The organism is Rhodococcus sp. 27YEA15 (genome assembly GCF_049739425.1).
Lineage (GTDB): Bacteria > Actinomycetota > Actinomycetes > Mycobacteriales > Mycobacteriaceae > Rhodococcus_F.
Map to the genome: position 1 here is coordinate 1,109,719 of NZ_JBMHHW010000001.1, position 17,782 is coordinate 1,127,500.

The following is a 17,782-nucleotide window of genomic DNA, read 5'->3' on the forward strand; positions in this document are numbered from 1 at the left end:
TTCGGCAGAGCACCTCGCGGCACTCGAAAACTGGATATCTTCGGATTCGGGTTCGATCGGTACCCGCCGCGACCGTGTTGTCGGGTTCTCGTTGCCCGGCCGGTGGAACGCCGGGTACGGTCGAACCGAACATGAATCCGGTTTCGAGTGCGAAGGAATCCTGATGAATCTGGCATTGACCGACGAGGAACGTGCGTTCCGGGACGAGATGCGGACGTTTTTCCGTACGCAGATTCCTGCCGAGATCCGCGATGCGTACGCCCACGGGGAGGAGCTGGGTCGTGATCGGATGGTCGAGTCCCACCGAATCCTGAACGCTCACGGGCTGGCAGTTCCGCATTGGCCGGTCGAGTGGGGCGGTAAGGACTGGACCCCGGTCCAGCACAATATCTGGTTGGACGAATTGCAGTTGGCCTCGGTCCCGGAGCCGTTGGCGTTCAACGCCAACATGGTCGGTCCGGTCATTGCGGCGTTCGGTTCGCAGGAACAGAAGCAGAAGTTCCTGCCCGCTACCGCCAATCTCGATATCTGGTGGTGTCAAGGCTTTTCCGAGCCGGAGGCCGGTTCGGACCTGGCGTCGCTCAAGACGCGCGCAGTGCGCGACGGGGACGACTGGGTGATCAACGGTCAGAAGACCTGGACGACGCTGGGGCAACACGCCGACTGGATCTTCTGCCTGGTTCGCACCAACCCGGACGCGCCCAAGCGTCAGGCCGGGATCTCGTTCATCCTGGTCGATCTGAACACTCCGGGCGTCACCGTCCGACCGATCAAGTTGATCGACGGCGGGCACGAGGTCAACGAGGTGTTCTTCGAGGACGTTCGGGTGCCGGCGGAGAATCTGGTCGGTGAGGAGAATCAGGGCTGGAGTTATGCCAAGTTCCTCCTCGGGAACGAGCGCACCGGTGTCACTCGCGTCGGTTTCTCGAAGGTCCGCCTGGCGCAGGCCAAAGCGCGTGCCGCCGAGGTCAAGCTCGGCTCCGGGACACTGCTCGACGATCCGCTGTTCGCGGCTCGTCTGGCCGAACTCGAGAACGACCTACTCGCGCTCGAACTCACCCAGCTGCGGGTTGTGGCGGGTTCAGCTGACGGACAACCGAATCCGGCGTCGTCGTTGCTGAAGTTGCGCGGCTCCGAATTGCAACAGGCCAGCCTCGAGCTTCTCATGGACGTGGCCGGCCCGGATTCGTTACCTTTCGCTGCGGGCGACGACATCGCGTCTGCGGGGTGGGCGCAGCGCTCCGCTCCGACGTACCTGAACTACCGCAAGGTTTCCATCTACAGCGGATCGAGCGAAGTGCAGCGCAGCATCATCGCTTCCTCGATCCTCGGATTGTGAGGCGTGGCATGGATTTCGAACTCAACGACGAGCAGAAACTTCTTCGCGACACCACCAGGGATCTGTTGGCGCGAAGCTACGACGCCGAGAAGCGTAACGCGACCACCGATTCCGATCCGGGGTGGAGCTCGCAGGTGTGGAAGCAGCTCGCCGAGGTGGGCTTGTTGGGTCTGACGTTCTCCGAGGCCGACGGTGGAATGGATGCCGGGCCGGTGGAGATCGGCGCGGTCATGACGGAGATCGGGCGGCGGCTGGCGCCGGAACCGGTTCTGGACGCCGTGGTCACCCCTGGCGGGTTGATCTCCGACGGTGGTAGTGCCGAGCAGCGTTCGTCGATCCTTCCGGCAGTCGCCGAGGGCACCACGCTCCTGGCGTTCGCCGATCAGGAGCCGGGACTACGTTGGCCGGCAACCGAACGTGCGACGACGGCGCAGGAGTCCGGCGGTTCCTGGACGATCAGCGGCGTCAAGAATCCGGTCGGTCACGGCGGCAGCGCGGACGTCCTGGTGGTCAGTGCGAGGCTTCCGGTCGGCGGAGTCGGCCTGTTCCTGGTCAAGTCCGATGCCGCCGGAGTGGTGCGTAAGTCATTCGCCACCCACGACGGTTTACGCGGCGCCCAGATCGAGTTCACCGATGCGGCGGCGGAGGTACTCGGCGACGGCGGTGACGCGTCGACGTTGATCGAGGCCGCGCAGATCCGCGAGCAGGCCGCGTTGTGTGCCGAGGCGGTCGGGGCGATGGAGGAGGCGCTGCGTCTGACCACGGAGTACCTCAAGGCCCGCAAGCAGTTCGGTGTTCCATTGGCGAAGTTTCAAACCCTGACGCATCGCGCTGCGGATCTGTACGTGTCGTTGGAGTTGGCGCGCAGTATGAGTCTGTACGCAACGATGTCGTTGGCAGACGGTGTGGTCGATCCGGTGATCGCGTCTCGGGTGAAGTTGCAGATCGGGCGCTCGGCGCGGCTCATCGGTCAGGAGGCGATCCAGATGCACGGCGGTATCGGGATGACCGCGGAGTATCCGGTGGGGCACTACGTGAGTCGGCTGGTTGCCATCGAGCACACCCTCGGTAGCGCCGACGATCATCTGCGGGTGTTGGCGTCCGGAGTTGGAGACCACGAGATGGTCTCTGCTGTCTGATCTTTCGAATCTAAACCGAACCGGCCGTGTTGCATCATCGATGATGCAACGCGGCCAGTCGTATTCTGCGCTGTTCGATGTTGACTGCACTTTCGGTGAATGCCCGCTGCCAGCCTGGATCCCCGGACCGGGAGGCGGCTTCGAGGAGCAGCGCCGTCGCATCGAAAGGGAATCGGGCCTGGGCGCTGCGTAACGTCGAGTAGTGGCTGTGACGTGAATGGATGCCGAGGTCCTCGCCGGTGGCGGCGTGCAGCTGCGCCTCGGATTCCAGTGCGGCAACCAGTTTCTCGGCGATCGGTAGCGGCCAGGGGCGATCGATGCCGTCGAGCAGGGCGATGCCGTCCACGCCGAGCAGGTAGTTGTCGGCGTGGCCGGCGACAATGTAGTCGACACGCTCTCGTGGATCGGCGATGGCGACGATTCGACGGTCCGTGTTGCGGCCGTCGCGGTCGAGAAATGCCGATGCCCATGCCGTGTTCTGTTGGAGAACTGTTGCCGCAGTCCATGATTCCATGATCACGTCGCGCCACTGCGTCTCTACGGGAATGGCGAGAGCTGCGCGCGGTGAGCCGGTCATGGATTCCCACAAGCCGAGGGGAGAGGCTGTCACCACCTGGCGCAACCACCAGCGTCTGATGCCCTTGTTCTTGTAGTGGACGTCCTCGATTCCGTCGCGCAACGCGTGTTCGTCGAGTGATCCGGGTAGTCGTACGGCGAGCCGTGGTCGCAGGGGTTTGGTTTCCAGACGAATCCACGCTTGCGCGCGATCTCGCATGCGGAGGGCGAACGGGGAGCCGGGAAGTTGACGCAGGAGCTGGATGGCGCGTTCGCGGACGGTGACGGACTGATCGTCGAGGGCGCGTTCGAGCAGGCCGTGGTCGTGTTCGCCGAGTCCGATGTCCAGATGATCGAGGAACTCGAGTCTCGACGCGGTGTCCGCGGTGTCCCAGGCAATGTCCAGTTCTTCACCGGCGAGTTCGGGGTCCACGGTGCGAATGTAGTCGAACCAGGCCATACGGTCGTTCGTATCGGCGGAGAGCCACAGCTCGTCCCGGCGTGATCCGACGCGGCGAAGGTGCGCCCAGTCAGGGTTGTGAGCGGCGAGATACTGTCCGCGTGGCCCGGCCAGGTACAGCAGTGATTCCCGATGTTCGAGGTGCGTCACCGCGGCGTCCATCAGGTCCGGGACCAGTACGGCCGGCGCCAGATACTCGCTGTCCACTGCCGCCGAGAGCCATTCCGTCAAGGTCCAGGAGCGCGTGCGCAACATCATCCGGAGGTGTTCGATCGCCGTCGGTGAGAGTTCCGGGCGCGGGATCGTATCTGCACGGTGTGCCCGCAACCGGCCTGCAGGCGTATCCGATCGCAGGGAGGTCACCGTCCCTACGGTAGGGCAGAGATCGTCGGCTTTCAGGGTTAGGGGGCGTAACTGCGCGAAACTCCGCACACACTCGGCCGCTGTTTCTGGAACAGTGGAGCAGGTGAACGGGGAGGTGAGCGACCGGATGCCGGACATCGACGGAGTCGGTGGCGCGAGTGTGCCGCCAGGGGATGATTCCCAGTGGATCAGCGGCGACGCGGTGAGCTCGCGCCGTTCGGAAATCTCTGCTCGTGTGCGGGCGTGGTGCGAAGTCGGGGTCATCGAGCGGACTCGACCACCACTGTCGGGGGAGGCAGCGCTGCTCCTGGCCGGTGCTTTTGCCGACGAGGCGACCCGCGAGGTCATGCGGGAGCGCCGTCGAGTCGGACGCGGATTTCCCCTGCCGGAGCCGGTGGCGGAACTTCGGCAGGTGACCGACGAGCGCGACCGGATCAGCCGCAGGCTGGCAGCTACTCGGATCGGCCCGGTACAGGTGGTACTGGAGCGTCGAATCCAGGTGCTCGAGCGCAAGCTGCAGGCGCACTCGTCAGCGGTGGTTCGATCGCAGCGTCACTTCGCCGGTAGCGTCCGGGCGATACGAAAGGATCGGCGCGACGGCTTGCACCTCGAGATCGAGCAGCGAGAAGCGCTGTTCGCGGGGCTCTGCGCCACCCCGATACCGTTGATTGTGTCGGTGGGCGTGGGTGCGGTGGCCGCCGGCACGCAGACGGTTGCGGCCCGGATCGCCGAGCAACTGGCCGAGGGGAAGGTCAGCGGACGGCTGGCCGGAACCGGGCGCCGGATCACCGAGATTCTCGACGGCCTCACCGATACCGGACCGCGCCGATCAGGTCCGTACGACGCGCTTCGCTACCTCGCCGGCAATCTGTACGACCGGGTGAACGGCTCGCCCGCGTGGCATTCCGACCATTTCGTGGTGCAACGCAATCAACTCGACCTCGCCGACGAGATCACCCAGATCTCGGTGGACACGGTGGCTCTTCGCTCGATCCTGGTGGAGTTGAGTCACGCATCGTCACTGGCCAGGGACGAATCGACGAGGCTTTCGATCGATGCGCGCCGCGGGGCACTCGAGGTCGTGTGGGACCAGTTGGTCGAGCGCGTGGCGGCACTTGCACGAATCGCGGATCTGGTGACACGGGCCGACGCCCAGCTCAGTTCCGGACGTGCCGCGGCGCATGCGGCGAGTCTGGACAGCCGGATCGACGACCTCCTGGCCCGCTCGGGTTCTCGTGAACTGTCCGCGGCCAATACGCACCACGTCGGCGATCAATTCGACGGCGTCGAGGAATTGATGTTCGCGCACCGGGCGGCGCTCTACGGGGATATCGCCGTACTGACCTCAGGTAACGACCACCGGTCACCGTAGGAGCCTGGTGTCCGGCGCGGTAAGGTCGAGCTACTTACCGGCATGGACGCCGGTGTGCCACGTGGTGAACGGTTCGATGCCACTGGCCGTCGGTGCAGAGACGAAAGCTCGGTCGAACTGGTACGGTGCGCCCGCCGCCGCTGTGCTGGTTCCTTCGATCGATCGGTTCCGAGAGCCTACCGGCAGTCGACCCGTGCGAAGGTCGAAACATTCATCAGACGACGCGGGCGCGACAGCTTGAAGACAGGCAACCATGGAAGACACCGCCAGCCGCGGCATCAATGCGTTCATCGGCGAAGTGACCCAGCGCGGTGGAAAAGCCGTGCGACTCACCCATTCTCGGCGCAATCCGGTGCAGGTGACAGGCGACGACGGATCGGTCCGAATCGTCCGGGTTCGTTCCAAGCTCGACGGCGACTGGCAGGCGCGCCGTCAGGACGAATCACTCGACAGTGACGACACACGTTCGGAGTTCTGGGTCTTCGTCGATCTGGCGGTCGAGCCTCACGAGTTCTTCGTGTTGCCGTCCGTCGAGGTGGCGGACGACATCCGGGCCGAGGTCGATCTGTGGATCATGGACAGCCCGGGCCGAACGCGTACGGGACACCATGCGATTCCTCGTGGACGCGTCGTGCACGGCCGTGATCGATGGGATGTTCTCGCGTTGGCTGCGGTGAAGGATCCGAGTATCCACGTCGAGCCACCGAAGGCGACCAAACGAGCGTCGCTCCCGGCCGCCGCCAAGAAGCGACGATCCGGGGGCGTGGAGGAGGTGGAGGTCGTCGACGTCCGCATCGAGGTGACGGCGGATTGCCACGGCTACCGGTGGGTGGGACGTTTCGACGAGGTCACCGAGGTCATGGAGATCGTGCAGGGCCCGATGCAGGGTCGACGGTTCCCGAGTCCTACGGCAGCGGCCAACGCTGTCACCGGCCACATTTCCGGTGACACCGAGAGCCACGACGGTTGGTCGTTCTGGGCCATCGGTCGTACAGCTCTCGGTTCGCGTCGGCGTTCGGCCTGAATGTCAGGCCTGTACTGCCGCCGAGACGTGGTCGAGCCGATCGAGCTCGTCGGAGGACAGTACGAGATTGGGTGCGTCCAACACCGCGGGTAGTTGTTCCGCCCGGCTGACGCTCGCGATGGGTGCGGTGACACCGGGGCGGGTCAGTAGCCATGCCAACGCCACGGTGGCGGGCTCGCTGTCGTGCGCGTCGGCGATCTTCGACAGTTCGGTGACGACGGCGAGACCGGCGTCGTTGAAGTAGCCCCCGGTCAGGCGCGCACGCGGACTGCCCTCGAGATCGGCACGGGTACGGTATTTACCGGTCAGGAAGCCCGAAGCGAGCGCGAAGTACGGGAACACGCCGAGGTTGTTCTCGGTCGCGATGGATGCCAATTCGGGTTCGTACGAGTTTCGGTGTACGAGATTGTAGTGAGGTTGAAGCGCGACCGGTCTGGCGTAGCCGTTGTCGTCGACGATCCGCAGCCATTCGCGGATCCGGTCCGGGGTGTAGTTGGAGATCCCGAGGTAGCGGACCTTGCCCGCGGTCACCAAGGAGTCGAATGCTCCAAGGGTCTCTTCGAGCGGTGTGTCGGGGTCGTCGAAGTGTGCGTAGTACAGATCGATGTGATCGGTCTGCAAGCGGCGCAGCGACGCTTCGGCGGCGGCCGCGATGTTCTCGGCCTTCAATCCTGGGAAGTCGGGGTGACGGCTCACTTTGGTGGCGACGACGATGTCCTCGTGCAGGCCGCGATCGGTGAGCCACTTGCCGATGATGGTCTCGGATTCACCACCGGAGTTCCCTGGTGCCGACGCCGTGTAGGAGTCGGAGGTGTCGACGAAGTTGGCACCGGCTTCGGCGAACGTGTCGAGGATCGCGAACGACGTCTGTTCGTCGGCGGTCCACCCGAAGGGGTTTCCGCCCAGGTTCAGCCGAAAGACGTCCAGGTCCGAGTTGCCGATCAATGCCATCAGGGATGCTCCTTTTGTCGCATGTCTGCTCGAATGGTGTGTTCAGAACCGTACCGCGCCGCTGACGTTCGGGTCTTCGCGGCACGAGGGCGCAGACGAGAAAGCGGGGCCGGGCAATCGAATTCGATCGCCCGGCCCCGCTCGGAGGTGCAGAACTCAGTGGGACTGTGCCCTGGCCATTCCGCGTTCGACGGCGGCGACGATCTGCGGGCGCAGTTCGGCGGCGGGCACGATGTGGTCGACGGAGCCGACGTCGCGGGCGCGCTGAATGTTGTGGATCGCCTCGAACTCGGCGGCCACCTCGCCGAGTTTTTCGTTGCGGACGGCGATGCGTTGGGCGTTCAGTTCCACGCGCAGGTGCGCTTTCTCGGTGTCGGCCTCGGCTGCTGCGAGGTCGGCTTCGAGTTGTTGGATCTTGGGATCGTTGTTGGTGCGGGTGTTGACGTCGCGGGTGAAGACGACGGCGGCGGCGGGGGCACCGCCGAGGACGGACGCGAACGATCCTTCCACGGCGAGAACTTCCATGTTGTCGTTGAGTGCTCCGGAGAACACGACGAACGCGCCGCCGTGGTAGCGGGAGACGACACAGAACACGACGGGGCCGTCGAAGTTGACGATGGCGCGGCCGATTTCGGCGCCGTATTCGAGCTGGATGTTGCGCAGCGACTCGGGCGATCCGTCGAAGCCGGACAGATTCGCCAGCACCACGACGGGCCGGTTTCCGCTGGCGGCGTTGATGGCTCGGGCGGTCTTCTTCGAAGAGTTCGGGAACAGGGTTCCTGCGGTCCAGGTGTCCGGACCGTCGGCGGGGTAATGGCCCTTACGCGCAATCGCGCGGGATTCGATGCCGATGACGGTGACGGGGTAACCGGCAAGGTGGGCGTCGATGACCACGGAGGTGTCGGCGCCTGCCATGTCGGCCCAGCGCTCGAGGACGGTGTGGTCCTGGTCGACCACCGAACGCATGACGGTCCGAATGTCGAAGGGCTTCTTACGGTCCGGGTTGGTGGCGATGGAGAAGATGTCACCGACGGTGGTGAAGTCGCTCGACGGATGGGTGTGCGGGAAGCTGCGCACGTCGCGGTCGACGGGGTCGGTGGTGGCGGCGCGGCGCGGGAACCGTTCGCCCACGGCCAGATAGGAGTGGTCGTAGTGGCGGAACAGGATCTCGCAGGCGACGGTCAGGTCGGGTGCCCAGTACTGGCCCTGGCCGTTGGGGCCCATGACGCGGTCGTAGCCGCCGATGCCGAAGTTGTCCTCGGCCGAGACACCACCGGAGTAGTCGAGCGACTGCTTGCCGGTCAGGACCATGGCGCTGTCCGGGGTCATCACCAGGATGCCCTTGGTGTGCATGAGCATCGTGGCTTCGGCATTCCAGTACGGCTGGGCGCCGACGTTGATGCCGGTCACGACGATGTTGATCTCGCCGCCCGCCTGAGTGAAGGTGATGATGCGGCGCAGGGCTCGCGATACCCAGTCCATGTTCTCGGTACCGGAGGCCATGGAGATGGTCGCACCGGAAGACAGGGTGAACCACTCGACGGGGACGCCGAGCTTTTCGGCGAGGTCGATAGCGGCCACGACGCGGGCGCATTCGGCCTCGGCGACGGTGCCGAGTGCTTTGGTGGGGTCACCGAAGAGCGCGATACGAGTCATGCCCTCGGGGTAGCGGGCGGTGGGGGTGGTGACGAGGCCGACGACGATACCGGCCTTGTTGAGGCCATGCGGACGATCGACGGGCACCAGCTCGCCCGCGTCGTCGATGTCGTGTTCGGTGAACGTTCCCGTGGCTCCGGTGAGCAGTGGGACGAGTTCGTACGGGTAGACGGTGCCGCGGGCCCGTGAGCTGAGCACCTTCTGGTTGTAGGCGTCCAGCGGCAACAGTGGCTCGGTGGGCGGGGCCGTCTTGTTGATGACCACCCCGGCGCCGGCGCGGTACGAGAAGCGCAGCGCGACTTCCTCCGACGTTCCACCGGATGCGTCCTTGAGCCGGGTGATGAGAGTGATTTCCTCGAGACCGGCGCCGACGGTGAGCCGGGCGGCGTTCTGCGCGATCACGGAGAACCGGTCGGCGGGAACGTCGGCCACCGGCCAGACGTAGAGCACTACCCGGTTGGCGGCGAGTCGACGCTTGTCTCCGCGCCGGGACTGGGCGCGGCGGATGCCGTCGAGGCACGCGGCGAGGGTGCGCTCGATGGCGGGCAGTGCCACCATCTGTCCGTGCTCGTCCAGTTGCGGTGTGACGTCCCGGATTTCGGCGAGTGCGATCAGGCGCTCGTCGGCCGGGTTCTCCTTGGCGGTCAGATGGAACAGGTAGGTGTTCTCCGGTGCAGGTAGGCGCTTTCCGTCGAAGTTCTTCAGCCGCCACATGTCCAGGCGCTGCCCCGTCAAGGGGTGCATGTCGCGGATGATGTGGTCTTCGACCAGTTCTCCGTCGATCTGACGGAACGTCACCCAGCGGACACGGCCGCCGTTGGGGTTGCACACGATGACGGTGACACGGCGAGCACCGGTGACGGTCTCGTTGTGGGCCAGTGCGGTGCGCAGTGTCTCGACGAGTGCGTCGCCGTCGCTCGGCTGGTTCGGCCAGTCGAGGTAGATGTCCACGACGAGTCCGCGTCCGGCGGGCGCGTCCTGGGCGATCGCGGTGACGTCCTCGAGCGCAGTGGCGAGAGCATCGAATTCGCCGACGGTGGAGATCAGGTGCAGGCCGTCGCCGACGAGGTCGAAGTTTCCGGTCACGAATCGGCGATCGACGTGCTCGAATACCTTGACGTCCTCGAAGGAGTGAATCTTGTAGTAGCGGCGGGTGATGACCTCGAGCAACGGACCGGCGTCACGGCTGCCGAGACCGATCTTGCGGCCCAACAGATCGAGCAGCGGCTCCGGGGTGGCCACAAGATTCGCGATGCGCTGCTGGTAGTCGGCGGCATCGGGCTGCTCTTCGAGGTACGCGAGGTTGCCGCGGACACCGTCGTAGACGTCTTCGCGGACCTTGCGGATGCGCGGCTCGTCGAACACGCGGAATCGCAGGTTGCGCGCGACATCGCCGATGACGGGGTAGCGGACCTGGGTGGCTCCGATGAGTCGGTCGAGGACTTCGCCGAGTTCCTGGGTGGAGCAGCCGGGTGCCTTGTCGTCGCTGAGCCAGCCTTCGAGAAGCGCAGCGATGACCGGGATCTGGGAGTCCATCCGTTGGAGCGCGAGGAACAGGCGGTACACGGCCTCCTCGACGGCCGGACGGTCGTCGAGGTCGGTGACGTCGTAATGCCGCAGTGCGCGTTCGAGTTTGACCCGGAAGGTGGCGGGGACACCTTCGCGTTCGACGTCGAGGGAATGCAGGAACGTGTGGAAATGCTCGCGCGGGCTGTGGACCGATTCATCGCGCGCCGACTCGCCCGACGTGGGCTTGTTGCGGGAGAGTTCACAGATGTCGGCGAAGGTGGTGAGCACGGCGAGCTCGGCCTGGATCAGGACGCGATCGTGTGCGTCGAGGGAGCTGCGCAAGGCGTCGTACTCGGCGAGGACGGAGTTGGCCTGTGCGCCGCTGACGTCGTAGCCGCTGATCATCGCCGTCAGTGCCTCGAGCTGAGCCTGTGCGTCGTCGCGGGCGTCGGTGCCTGAAACCGCCGTCGGCAACGCGAATTCGACTCGGGGCGCCTTCTCGGTGACGGTGTCTTCACCTGCCTGGTCGACGCGCAGCAGTGGGGCTCCCGCATCGACCTGGGAGTTGACCGTTGCCAGGACTTCTCGAACCTTGCCCGCGTACGGTGCGCGCACTGCGGTCTCCATCTTCATGGATTCGAGAACCAGCAGAATGGAGCCTGCTTCGACGTCGTCGCCGACGGCGACGGGTACCGCGACCACTACGGCGGGCGCGGGTGCGCGGACGACACCGGCGTCGTCCTGGCTGATCTGGTGGCTGATGCCGTCCACCTCGACGAGGTAGCGGGCGGGGCTCGCGACGGTGACGACGTGGAAGCGTCGGTCACCGATCACCAGACGGGATTCGAAATCGCCGAGACGGTCGACGTCGACCTCGATGTCACCGGCATCACCGGCGACGCGGTAGCGATGCGGGCCGATCCGGCCGACGGTCAGCTTGTAGGCCTGGCCTTGGTAGTTCAGTTCGACGGCGCGGCCGATCGCGTGGTTGGCGCGGGGGCGACCACCGCGGGCCGAGGCGAGGAACGCGGCCCGCTCGAGGGATTCCTCGGCGTCGTAGGCGTCGATCGCGGTGGCGATCAGGGCGACGTCGGCGCGGCGGGTGGTGGCGTCGAGGGCACCGGTGCGGTCGAGCCACCCGGTGTCCGCGGATGCGGAGATGACTTCGTCTCGATCGAGGAGGTCGAGCAGGAACGACTTGGTGGTGGTGCCGCCGTCGAGTACGACCGTGGTTTCGCGGAGCGCGGTGCGCAGTCGGGCGAGAGCCTCGGGACGGGTGCGGCCCCACGCGATGACCTTGGCGACCATGGAGTCGTAGTCCGGCGGGATGACGTCGCCGGCCGCAATGCCGGTGTCGACGCGGATGCCGGAGCCGAGGGGGAACTTGAGTAGCTGCACGGTTCCGGGGGCCGGAGCGAAGTCGTTGTCGGCGTCTTCGGCGTTGAGACGCGCCTCGACGGCGTGACCGAACGCGGGCGGGCAGTCGCCGATCAGTTCTTCGCCGCTGGCGACGAGGATCTGCAGCTTGACCAGGTCGATGCCGGTGGTGACCTCGGTGATGGGGTGCTCCACCTGAAGGCGCGTGTTGACCTCGAGGAACGTGAACAGCTGGTTCTGCGGTTGGTAGAGGTATTCGACGGTGCCTGCACCTTGGTAGCCGGCTGCCTTGACCAGTTCTGCGGACACGGCCTTGAGGTGATCGGACTGCTCTTCGGTCAGGACCGGTGAGGCGGACTCTTCGATGACCTTCTGGTTACGACGCTGGATGGAGCAGTCACGGACGCCCGGAGCCCAGACGTTGCCGTGGTTGTCGGCGATGACCTGAACCTCGACGTGACGGGCATCGGTGACGAGGCGTTCGAGGAAGACGACAGGGTCGCCGAAGGATCGCTCGGCTTCACCCTGGGTGCGTTCGAGGGCGACTTCGAGTTCGTCCTCGGCCCACACCTTGCGGATTCCGCGGCCACCGCCGCCGCTGCGGGCCTTGATGATCAGCGGATAGCCGATCGCTTGTGCGTGACGACGGGCGTCGGCGCGGGTTTCGACCGGGCCGCCGCTCCACGGTGCGACGGGAACGCCGACCTTCTCGGCGAGGATCTTCGCGGCTACCTTGTCGCCGAGCAAGCGCATCGCGTCGGCGCTTGGCCCGATGAACGTGATGCCCAGTTTCGCGACGACCTCCGCGAACGCGGGATCTTCGGCGACGAATCCCCAGCCGACCCATACGGCGTCGGCTTTCGCGGCGAGTAGCGCCCGTTCGAGTTCGACGTAGTCGAGGTAGGGGCTGCCGGTGCCGGTGGCCCGGAGAGTGACGCCTTCGTCGGCCTGGCGGACGAACATGGCGCGGCGCTCGGCCTCGGTGTGCAGTGCAATGACGCGAATGCCGTAGTCGTGTTCGGCGTTGAGTTCGCGTACGGCCCGGATCAGGCGTACCGCGGCTTCACCTCGATTGACCACTGCGATTCGTTTGAACATTGTCACTGCCACCGTCCTCTATCAGATTCGTTGTCGTTTACGTTGTTGATGTGCTTACCGGATTCAACACCCCGGTTGGTCCGGTTTGTGAACTACGCCGCGATGCGCTGTACTTTCACCGTGGTGCGTCGTTCAGTGATCGTCGTGTTCGATTTGTCGAGCCCGTGATGCCCGATGTGGCCGTCATGCCTTTGGATGCAGCGTGTGCATCGCGCCGGCGGTGCAAACTCAGAACCACTCCGATCACAAATCGGCAACTCATTATGTCTACTTCCAGGAAGCCCCGGTTTATCTAAGGATGCATTATTGCGTCGCCTCTGTCACCTGGGCGAATTCGATGTCATTAGTCAATGTGAACTACGGTTACGTTAAACGCCTTGTCCATTTGCGGCGCAATGCTTTTCATGCCCTGTGACACGTATCACGACCGCTGGAAATGAGCGGATAAATCGAATACCGACTGGTAACCGAAATGAATGTTCAATGAATTGTTCGAGATTGGCAATTATTACTCATCGGTACTACTGGCGGGTATTTATCGGAGATCATTTCTTCGGGCGTCCGGACGAGATGTTGCATTGGACAATTGTCCTGGAGTCGTTTCGGTTCGGGTGGGATCAATCGTGGCGCGCCGGTTGTGCATCTGCGTCGAACGGCCCGGAAGGGTCGTGATCTGTCTCGAGCTGTGAAGAAGTGCGGGTCGCCGACGTCGATCTGGTGCCATTCGACGAGCCTTCGGGTGTGTGAAATCCCTCTCTGCTGCTCAGGGAAGCGATTGCCCTGCAAGGAGTTCGTATCGCCGATGCCCGGACTGGTTCTGTAACTCGTTGCCCCGTAACGTTCCTGACCGAAAGGATTCGAGACCGCTACGTCGGAGGGGCCGCTGGACAGGGCGGCCCCGGCATCGGGCCTGTGGTCGTGGTCGAGTCGGGCTCGCGTGGGCGGTGCCGAGAGTGAACCCCGACTGCGCGCATTGATCCGAACGAAGGACAGCGGCCGGCTTACTCCTCCGAATGCAACGTCAGGAAGTCTTTCTCGATGAGCGTGATGCGTTCGGCGATGGCCTCGAGGCCCGATGTCGGCAACCCAAGCGTGTCGCCGAAGGAGAGCGCCGCCTGCCGGAAGGAATCTACGAGTGGCTCGTATTTTCCGAGCAGCCTCGCTTGCGAACCCTTCTCCAAGTATTTGACACTGCCTGCGTTGTCCACGTAGTCACTGAACTTGACCAGAAAGACCGACGGGTCCGTAATTGCCGCGATCACGTGCGACTGATAACTGCGCGGTCCGTCACCGCTGGTGTCCATGTCGACCGGATTTGTCACTGCCGCAACGATATGTGCGATACGTTCACCGAAATCCCGCGCGATGAGTCGGTCGGCGTCTCGCCGAAGTTTCAATGGGTCCGCATGCGCGGGTGATTCTCCGGACAGAAGGCGGATGACTGATGCCGGCTGATCCTCCACCGTATCGTGGAGCGCGGTAGCTGCCAGTACTTCGATGTCGGTGCAGCCGTATCGGATGAGCCGCAGGACATTCCTCAACGGATGAACGATGTAGGGATCCCTGTTCGCGGTGATTCCGTTCTTGCGAAACTGGTCCACGTGGGCGAGCGCGGCTACCTCCATGGCCGACCTCAGAATTCGGTCGGCCGACGCTTTCTCGTCGAGCGCGTCTTCGATCGCAAAAACCAGTGTCGCAGAATCCATTTCCTTCAAGGCGAGTTTGTCGAACGCCGGTCGGAACGAAATTCGAGGGCTCATGGAGATCCTTTCGTCGAGGCTGCGCCGGCAACCGAGAGTGGCCGAGTCGTCGAGGTTCGAACGCACACCGATCCGTATGCGCGCGTGCTCTGCGTACGAGCACTTGCTGCCCTGCGGTCAGGATCAGCGTGATTCTATCCGGCGCTTGTGCCACGGGTTCTTCGTATCGTTGAGGTTCAGAGTGACTACCGCCGTCCGGTTCGACGGTGTAGCGACAGGATGAGGTGTGAGTACGATGAAGACGGCTGTGGAGTCGCTTGCAGGACCTTCCGATCAACAGTTGGAGATCCATCCACTCGACGATCCGGTCCGGCAGAGTCTTCGAGGGCATCACGCGCGATTCGCGCACTGGGTCGGAAGAGTTGCACGGTACGACTCGACTGTTGCGCCGTTCGTCGGACACCCACCCGAACTGGACGATCAGGACTGGGACGATCTGCATACTCTGATCGGGCCCGGGGGGATCACCGGGTTGCGCGGATTCGGGCATCAGCTGCCCACCGGTTGGACAGCGCTCGATCATTTCGGATCCGTACAGATGGACGGCTCCGCGCTCGAGGTTGCCGTCGATCCGCAGGCTCGCGTCCTGGGTACCGAGGACGTCCCGGAGATCTTGGCTTTGATCGAGCGGGCCAAACCCGGTCCCTTCTTGCCGCGGACGATCGAAATGGGAACGTACTACGGGATCCACGTCGACGGTGCGCTCGTGGCTATGGCGGGGGAGAGGATGCATCCGCCGGGATGGACCGAGATCAGTGCCGTGTGCACGGATTCGGCTTTCCGTGGTCGCGGTCTGGGCACCAGGCTCGTCCGGACGGTGGCGGCCGGAATCCGCGACCGCGGTGAACGCCCGTTCCTGCATGCCGTGCAGTCCAACACGAACGCGATCAGGCTCTACGAATCTCTCGGCTTCACGCTACGAAAGTCCTCTCAGCTGACCCGCGTGCAAGCTCCACGGTGAGTTCACGCCCCCGTATTTCCTTCGTGATGAGTTCAACGGTTGCCGACAGCTCCGTCGTGGAGGATTCTCGAATCAGGGTACGAAGGTCGGCCTTGCCGCAGTCGGCTACCAGATACGGGTGGACAATGATGATTCGTCGAATAGTATTCGGCAGCATCGGTTTTCGAATTGAATCACGTTACGACGTACCGGGGAACGCATGAGTGCCGGCGTGGCTGTCGAGTCCACGGCGTTGCCGTCGGCTCCGGGATTGAACGTTTACGAAACCGTCGCGGCAGCAATCGGAAATACTGCGTTGGTTCGCTTGAACGCCGTGACCGAAGGGATCGAGGCCGCGGTGTACGCGAAACTCGAGTTCCTCAATCCGGGTGGCAGCGTCAAGGATCGGGCCGCGCGTTCGATGATCGAGGCTGCCGAGAGTTCGGGCGAGCTGGCCCCGGGCGGTACCGTGGTCGAGGGAACCTCGGGTAACACGGGAATCGGCCTCGCGATGGTGGCGGCCTCTCGTGGCTACCGCACGATCGTCGTCGTTCCGGACAAGACGAGTGCCGAAAAGGTCGCGTTCCTGCGCGCCCACGGCGCCGAGGTGCGGGTGACCGAGGGAGCGCGGCCCACCGACCATCCCGATCACGTCCGAAACATCGCACGCCGAATCGCCGACGAGACACCGGGTGGCTGGTTGGCCGGACAGTACGACAACCCTGCCAACATCGGTGCTCACTATGCGAGCACCGGGCCCGAACTCTGGCAGCAGACCGGAGGACGAATCACTCATTTCGTGGCGGGGATCGGCACCGGTGGCACGATCAGCGGTACCGGGAGGTATCTGAAGGAGGTGTCCGACGGATTCGTGACGGTTGTCGGGGCCGATCCGCTGAACTCCACGTACAACGGTGGGGACGGGCGTGCCTACTACATCGAGTCGATCGGGCACTTTCTTCACCCGGATTCGCCGGAGGACATCTGGCCGGAATGCTATGACCGCAGCGTCGTCGACTCGATCCTGACGGTCACCGATCGTGAAGCGATCACCACCGTCAGGGCACTGGCGCGTCGCGAGGGGCTGCTCGTCGGAGGGTCCGGCGGTGCAGCGGTCGCGGCGGCGCTGCGGTTGGCCCGGACGTTGCCGGCCGATGCGACAGTTGTCGTGTTGATCCCGGATTCCGGGCGCGCCTACCTGTCCAAGTACTTCGACGACGACTGGGTCGCCCGTCTCGGGTTCGACGATCGAACCGGTGACGTGGCGGTCACCGACCTACTCGGTGACACACTCGATCCGCTGACCGTTCCCTCCGATGCCACCGTCGCCGAGGCGCTCGAGGTGCTCGGTGATCGCCCGGAACTGCCGGTCGTTTTGAGGAGAACGCCGAGCTCGTTGGTGGTCGCGGAGATCGTCGGATCGGTTACGCGCAACGACCTGATTGCGGCGAATCCCACAAGCGTTGTGACGGAACATCTCTCGGTTCCGTTGTCGGTGGTCGGCGCGTTCGAGTCCCTCGGGGCGGCGGTGAAGCGGATCGGCGCCGATACTCGGACGGTGGTGGTGGCCGAGTCGGGGATCGTGAGTGGACTTCTGAGTGCGGGGCAGCTGACCGATCGATCGAGCGGTGAAAGGTCCGGCCGGTAGCGAAGACATTCCGACCAGCCGGAGTCGGGGAGGTTCGTGCGGGCAGTTCCAAGCGGTCGGTCTCGTGAATGTGATTCCAGGGGCCGACGCGTGCCGTGCGTGGGTGCGGATGGGCGACTAGCCTCGACGAGATGACGGTCACTGTCTCGGCGGACGACCAATTCGTCGCCTTGTTCGGCAAGCATCGACGCGAGCTTCTGGCTCACTGTTACCGGATGACCGGCTCGATCCACGACGCCGAAGATCTGGTCCAAGAGACTTACATCCGTGCTTGGCGGAGCTACGCCAAGTTCGAAGGTCGATCGTCCGTGCGGACGTGGTTGTACCGGATAGCGACCAACACGACGTTGACGGCACTCGACGGAAGAGCCAAGCGGCCGCTTCCGACGGGGCTGGGCGCGCCGAGTTCCGATCCGGCCGACGACCTCGTCGAAAGGCAGGAAATCGCGTGGCTCGAACCCATCGCCGATTCGTCCTTGGTGGAAGGCAACGATCCGGCGACTTTGGTGGTCAACCGGGATTCGGTCCGGTTGGCGCTGATCGCTGCACTTCAACACCTGTCCGCGCGGCAGCGAGCGGTATTGATACTTC

Annotated in this window: 11 protein-coding genes (1 of these 11 cut by a window edge); 7 read left to right on the top strand and 4 right to left on the bottom strand. The window is 64.3% G+C overall.

Translation table 11 applies throughout. The features are described 5' to 3' along the window. Positions 1-163: 163 nt before the first annotated feature. Together ABH922_RS05210 and ABH922_RS05215 are read left to right on the top strand one after the other, a co-directional pair. On the top strand, positions 164-1,339 hold the full coding sequence (locus ABH922_RS05210) for an acyl-CoA dehydrogenase family protein (protein WP_424805918.1): 1,176 nt from the start codon (positions 164-166) through the stop codon (positions 1,337-1,339). Between the two features lie 8 nt (positions 1,340-1,347). Further along, complete coding sequence (locus ABH922_RS05215; RefSeq protein WP_424805919.1) at positions 1,348-2,478, top strand: acyl-CoA dehydrogenase family protein; 1,131 nt, start codon at positions 1,348-1,350, stop codon at positions 2,476-2,478. 34 nt (positions 2,479-2,512) lie between these two features. On the opposite strand, the gene ABH922_RS05220 is transcribed toward ABH922_RS05215, so the two are convergent. Beyond that, positions 2,513-3,856 (bottom strand): DUF5691 domain-containing protein, encoded by a 1,344-nt coding sequence (locus ABH922_RS05220; protein ID WP_424805920.1) that lies wholly within the window; start codon positions 3,854-3,856, stop codon positions 2,513-2,515. Positions 3,857-3,959: 103 nt separating this feature from the next. On the opposite strand from ABH922_RS05220, the gene ABH922_RS05225 reads away from it, so the two are divergent. Then, on the top strand, positions 3,960-5,228 hold the full coding sequence (locus ABH922_RS05225; protein ID WP_424805921.1) for a hypothetical protein: 1,269 nt from the start codon (positions 3,960-3,962) through the stop codon (positions 5,226-5,228). Positions 5,229-5,481: 253 nt separating this feature from the next. After that, positions 5,482-6,252 (top strand): hypothetical protein, encoded by a 771-nt coding sequence (locus tag ABH922_RS05230; RefSeq protein WP_424805922.1) that lies wholly within the window; start codon positions 5,482-5,484, stop codon positions 6,250-6,252. 3 nt (positions 6,253-6,255) lie between these two features. On the opposite strand, the gene ABH922_RS05235 is transcribed toward ABH922_RS05230, so the two are convergent. From ABH922_RS05235 to ABH922_RS05245, 3 genes are all read right to left on the bottom strand, one after another. Further along, positions 6,256-7,203, bottom strand: coding sequence for an aldo/keto reductase (locus ABH922_RS05235; RefSeq protein ID WP_424805923.1), 948 nt, complete (start codon positions 7,201-7,203; stop codon positions 6,256-6,258). A gap of 156 nt (positions 7,204-7,359) precedes the next feature. Further along, positions 7,360-12,843, bottom strand: coding sequence for a carboxyl transferase domain-containing protein (locus ABH922_RS05240; protein ID WP_424805924.1), 5,484 nt, complete (start codon positions 12,841-12,843; stop codon positions 7,360-7,362). 1,001 nt (positions 12,844-13,844) lie between these two features. After that, positions 13,845-14,603, bottom strand: coding sequence for a hypothetical protein (locus ABH922_RS05245; RefSeq protein ID WP_424805925.1), 759 nt, complete (start codon positions 14,601-14,603; stop codon positions 13,845-13,847). Between the two features lie 235 nt (positions 14,604-14,838). On the opposite strand from ABH922_RS05245, the gene ABH922_RS05250 reads away from it, so the two are divergent. The 3 genes from ABH922_RS05250 to ABH922_RS05260 all read left to right on the top strand — a co-directional run. Beyond that, positions 14,839-15,564, top strand: a complete 726-nt coding sequence (locus ABH922_RS05250; protein WP_424809571.1) for a GNAT family N-acetyltransferase — start codon at positions 14,839-14,841, stop codon at positions 15,562-15,564. Between the two features lie 250 nt (positions 15,565-15,814). Further along, entirely contained in the window at positions 15,815-17,191 is a 1,377-nt protein-coding gene (locus tag ABH922_RS05255; RefSeq protein WP_424809572.1) for a pyridoxal-phosphate dependent enzyme, read from the top strand. A 131-nt stretch (positions 17,192-17,322) separates the two neighbouring features. Continuing rightward, a protein-coding gene (locus ABH922_RS05260; RefSeq protein WP_424805926.1) for a sigma-70 family RNA polymerase sigma factor crosses the window boundary here: on the top strand, positions 17,323-17,782 show its 5' end (the start). 515 nt of this gene lie beyond the right edge of the window; only the first 460 of its 975 coding nucleotides appear in the window; its start codon is at positions 17,323-17,325; its stop codon lies off the right edge, out of view.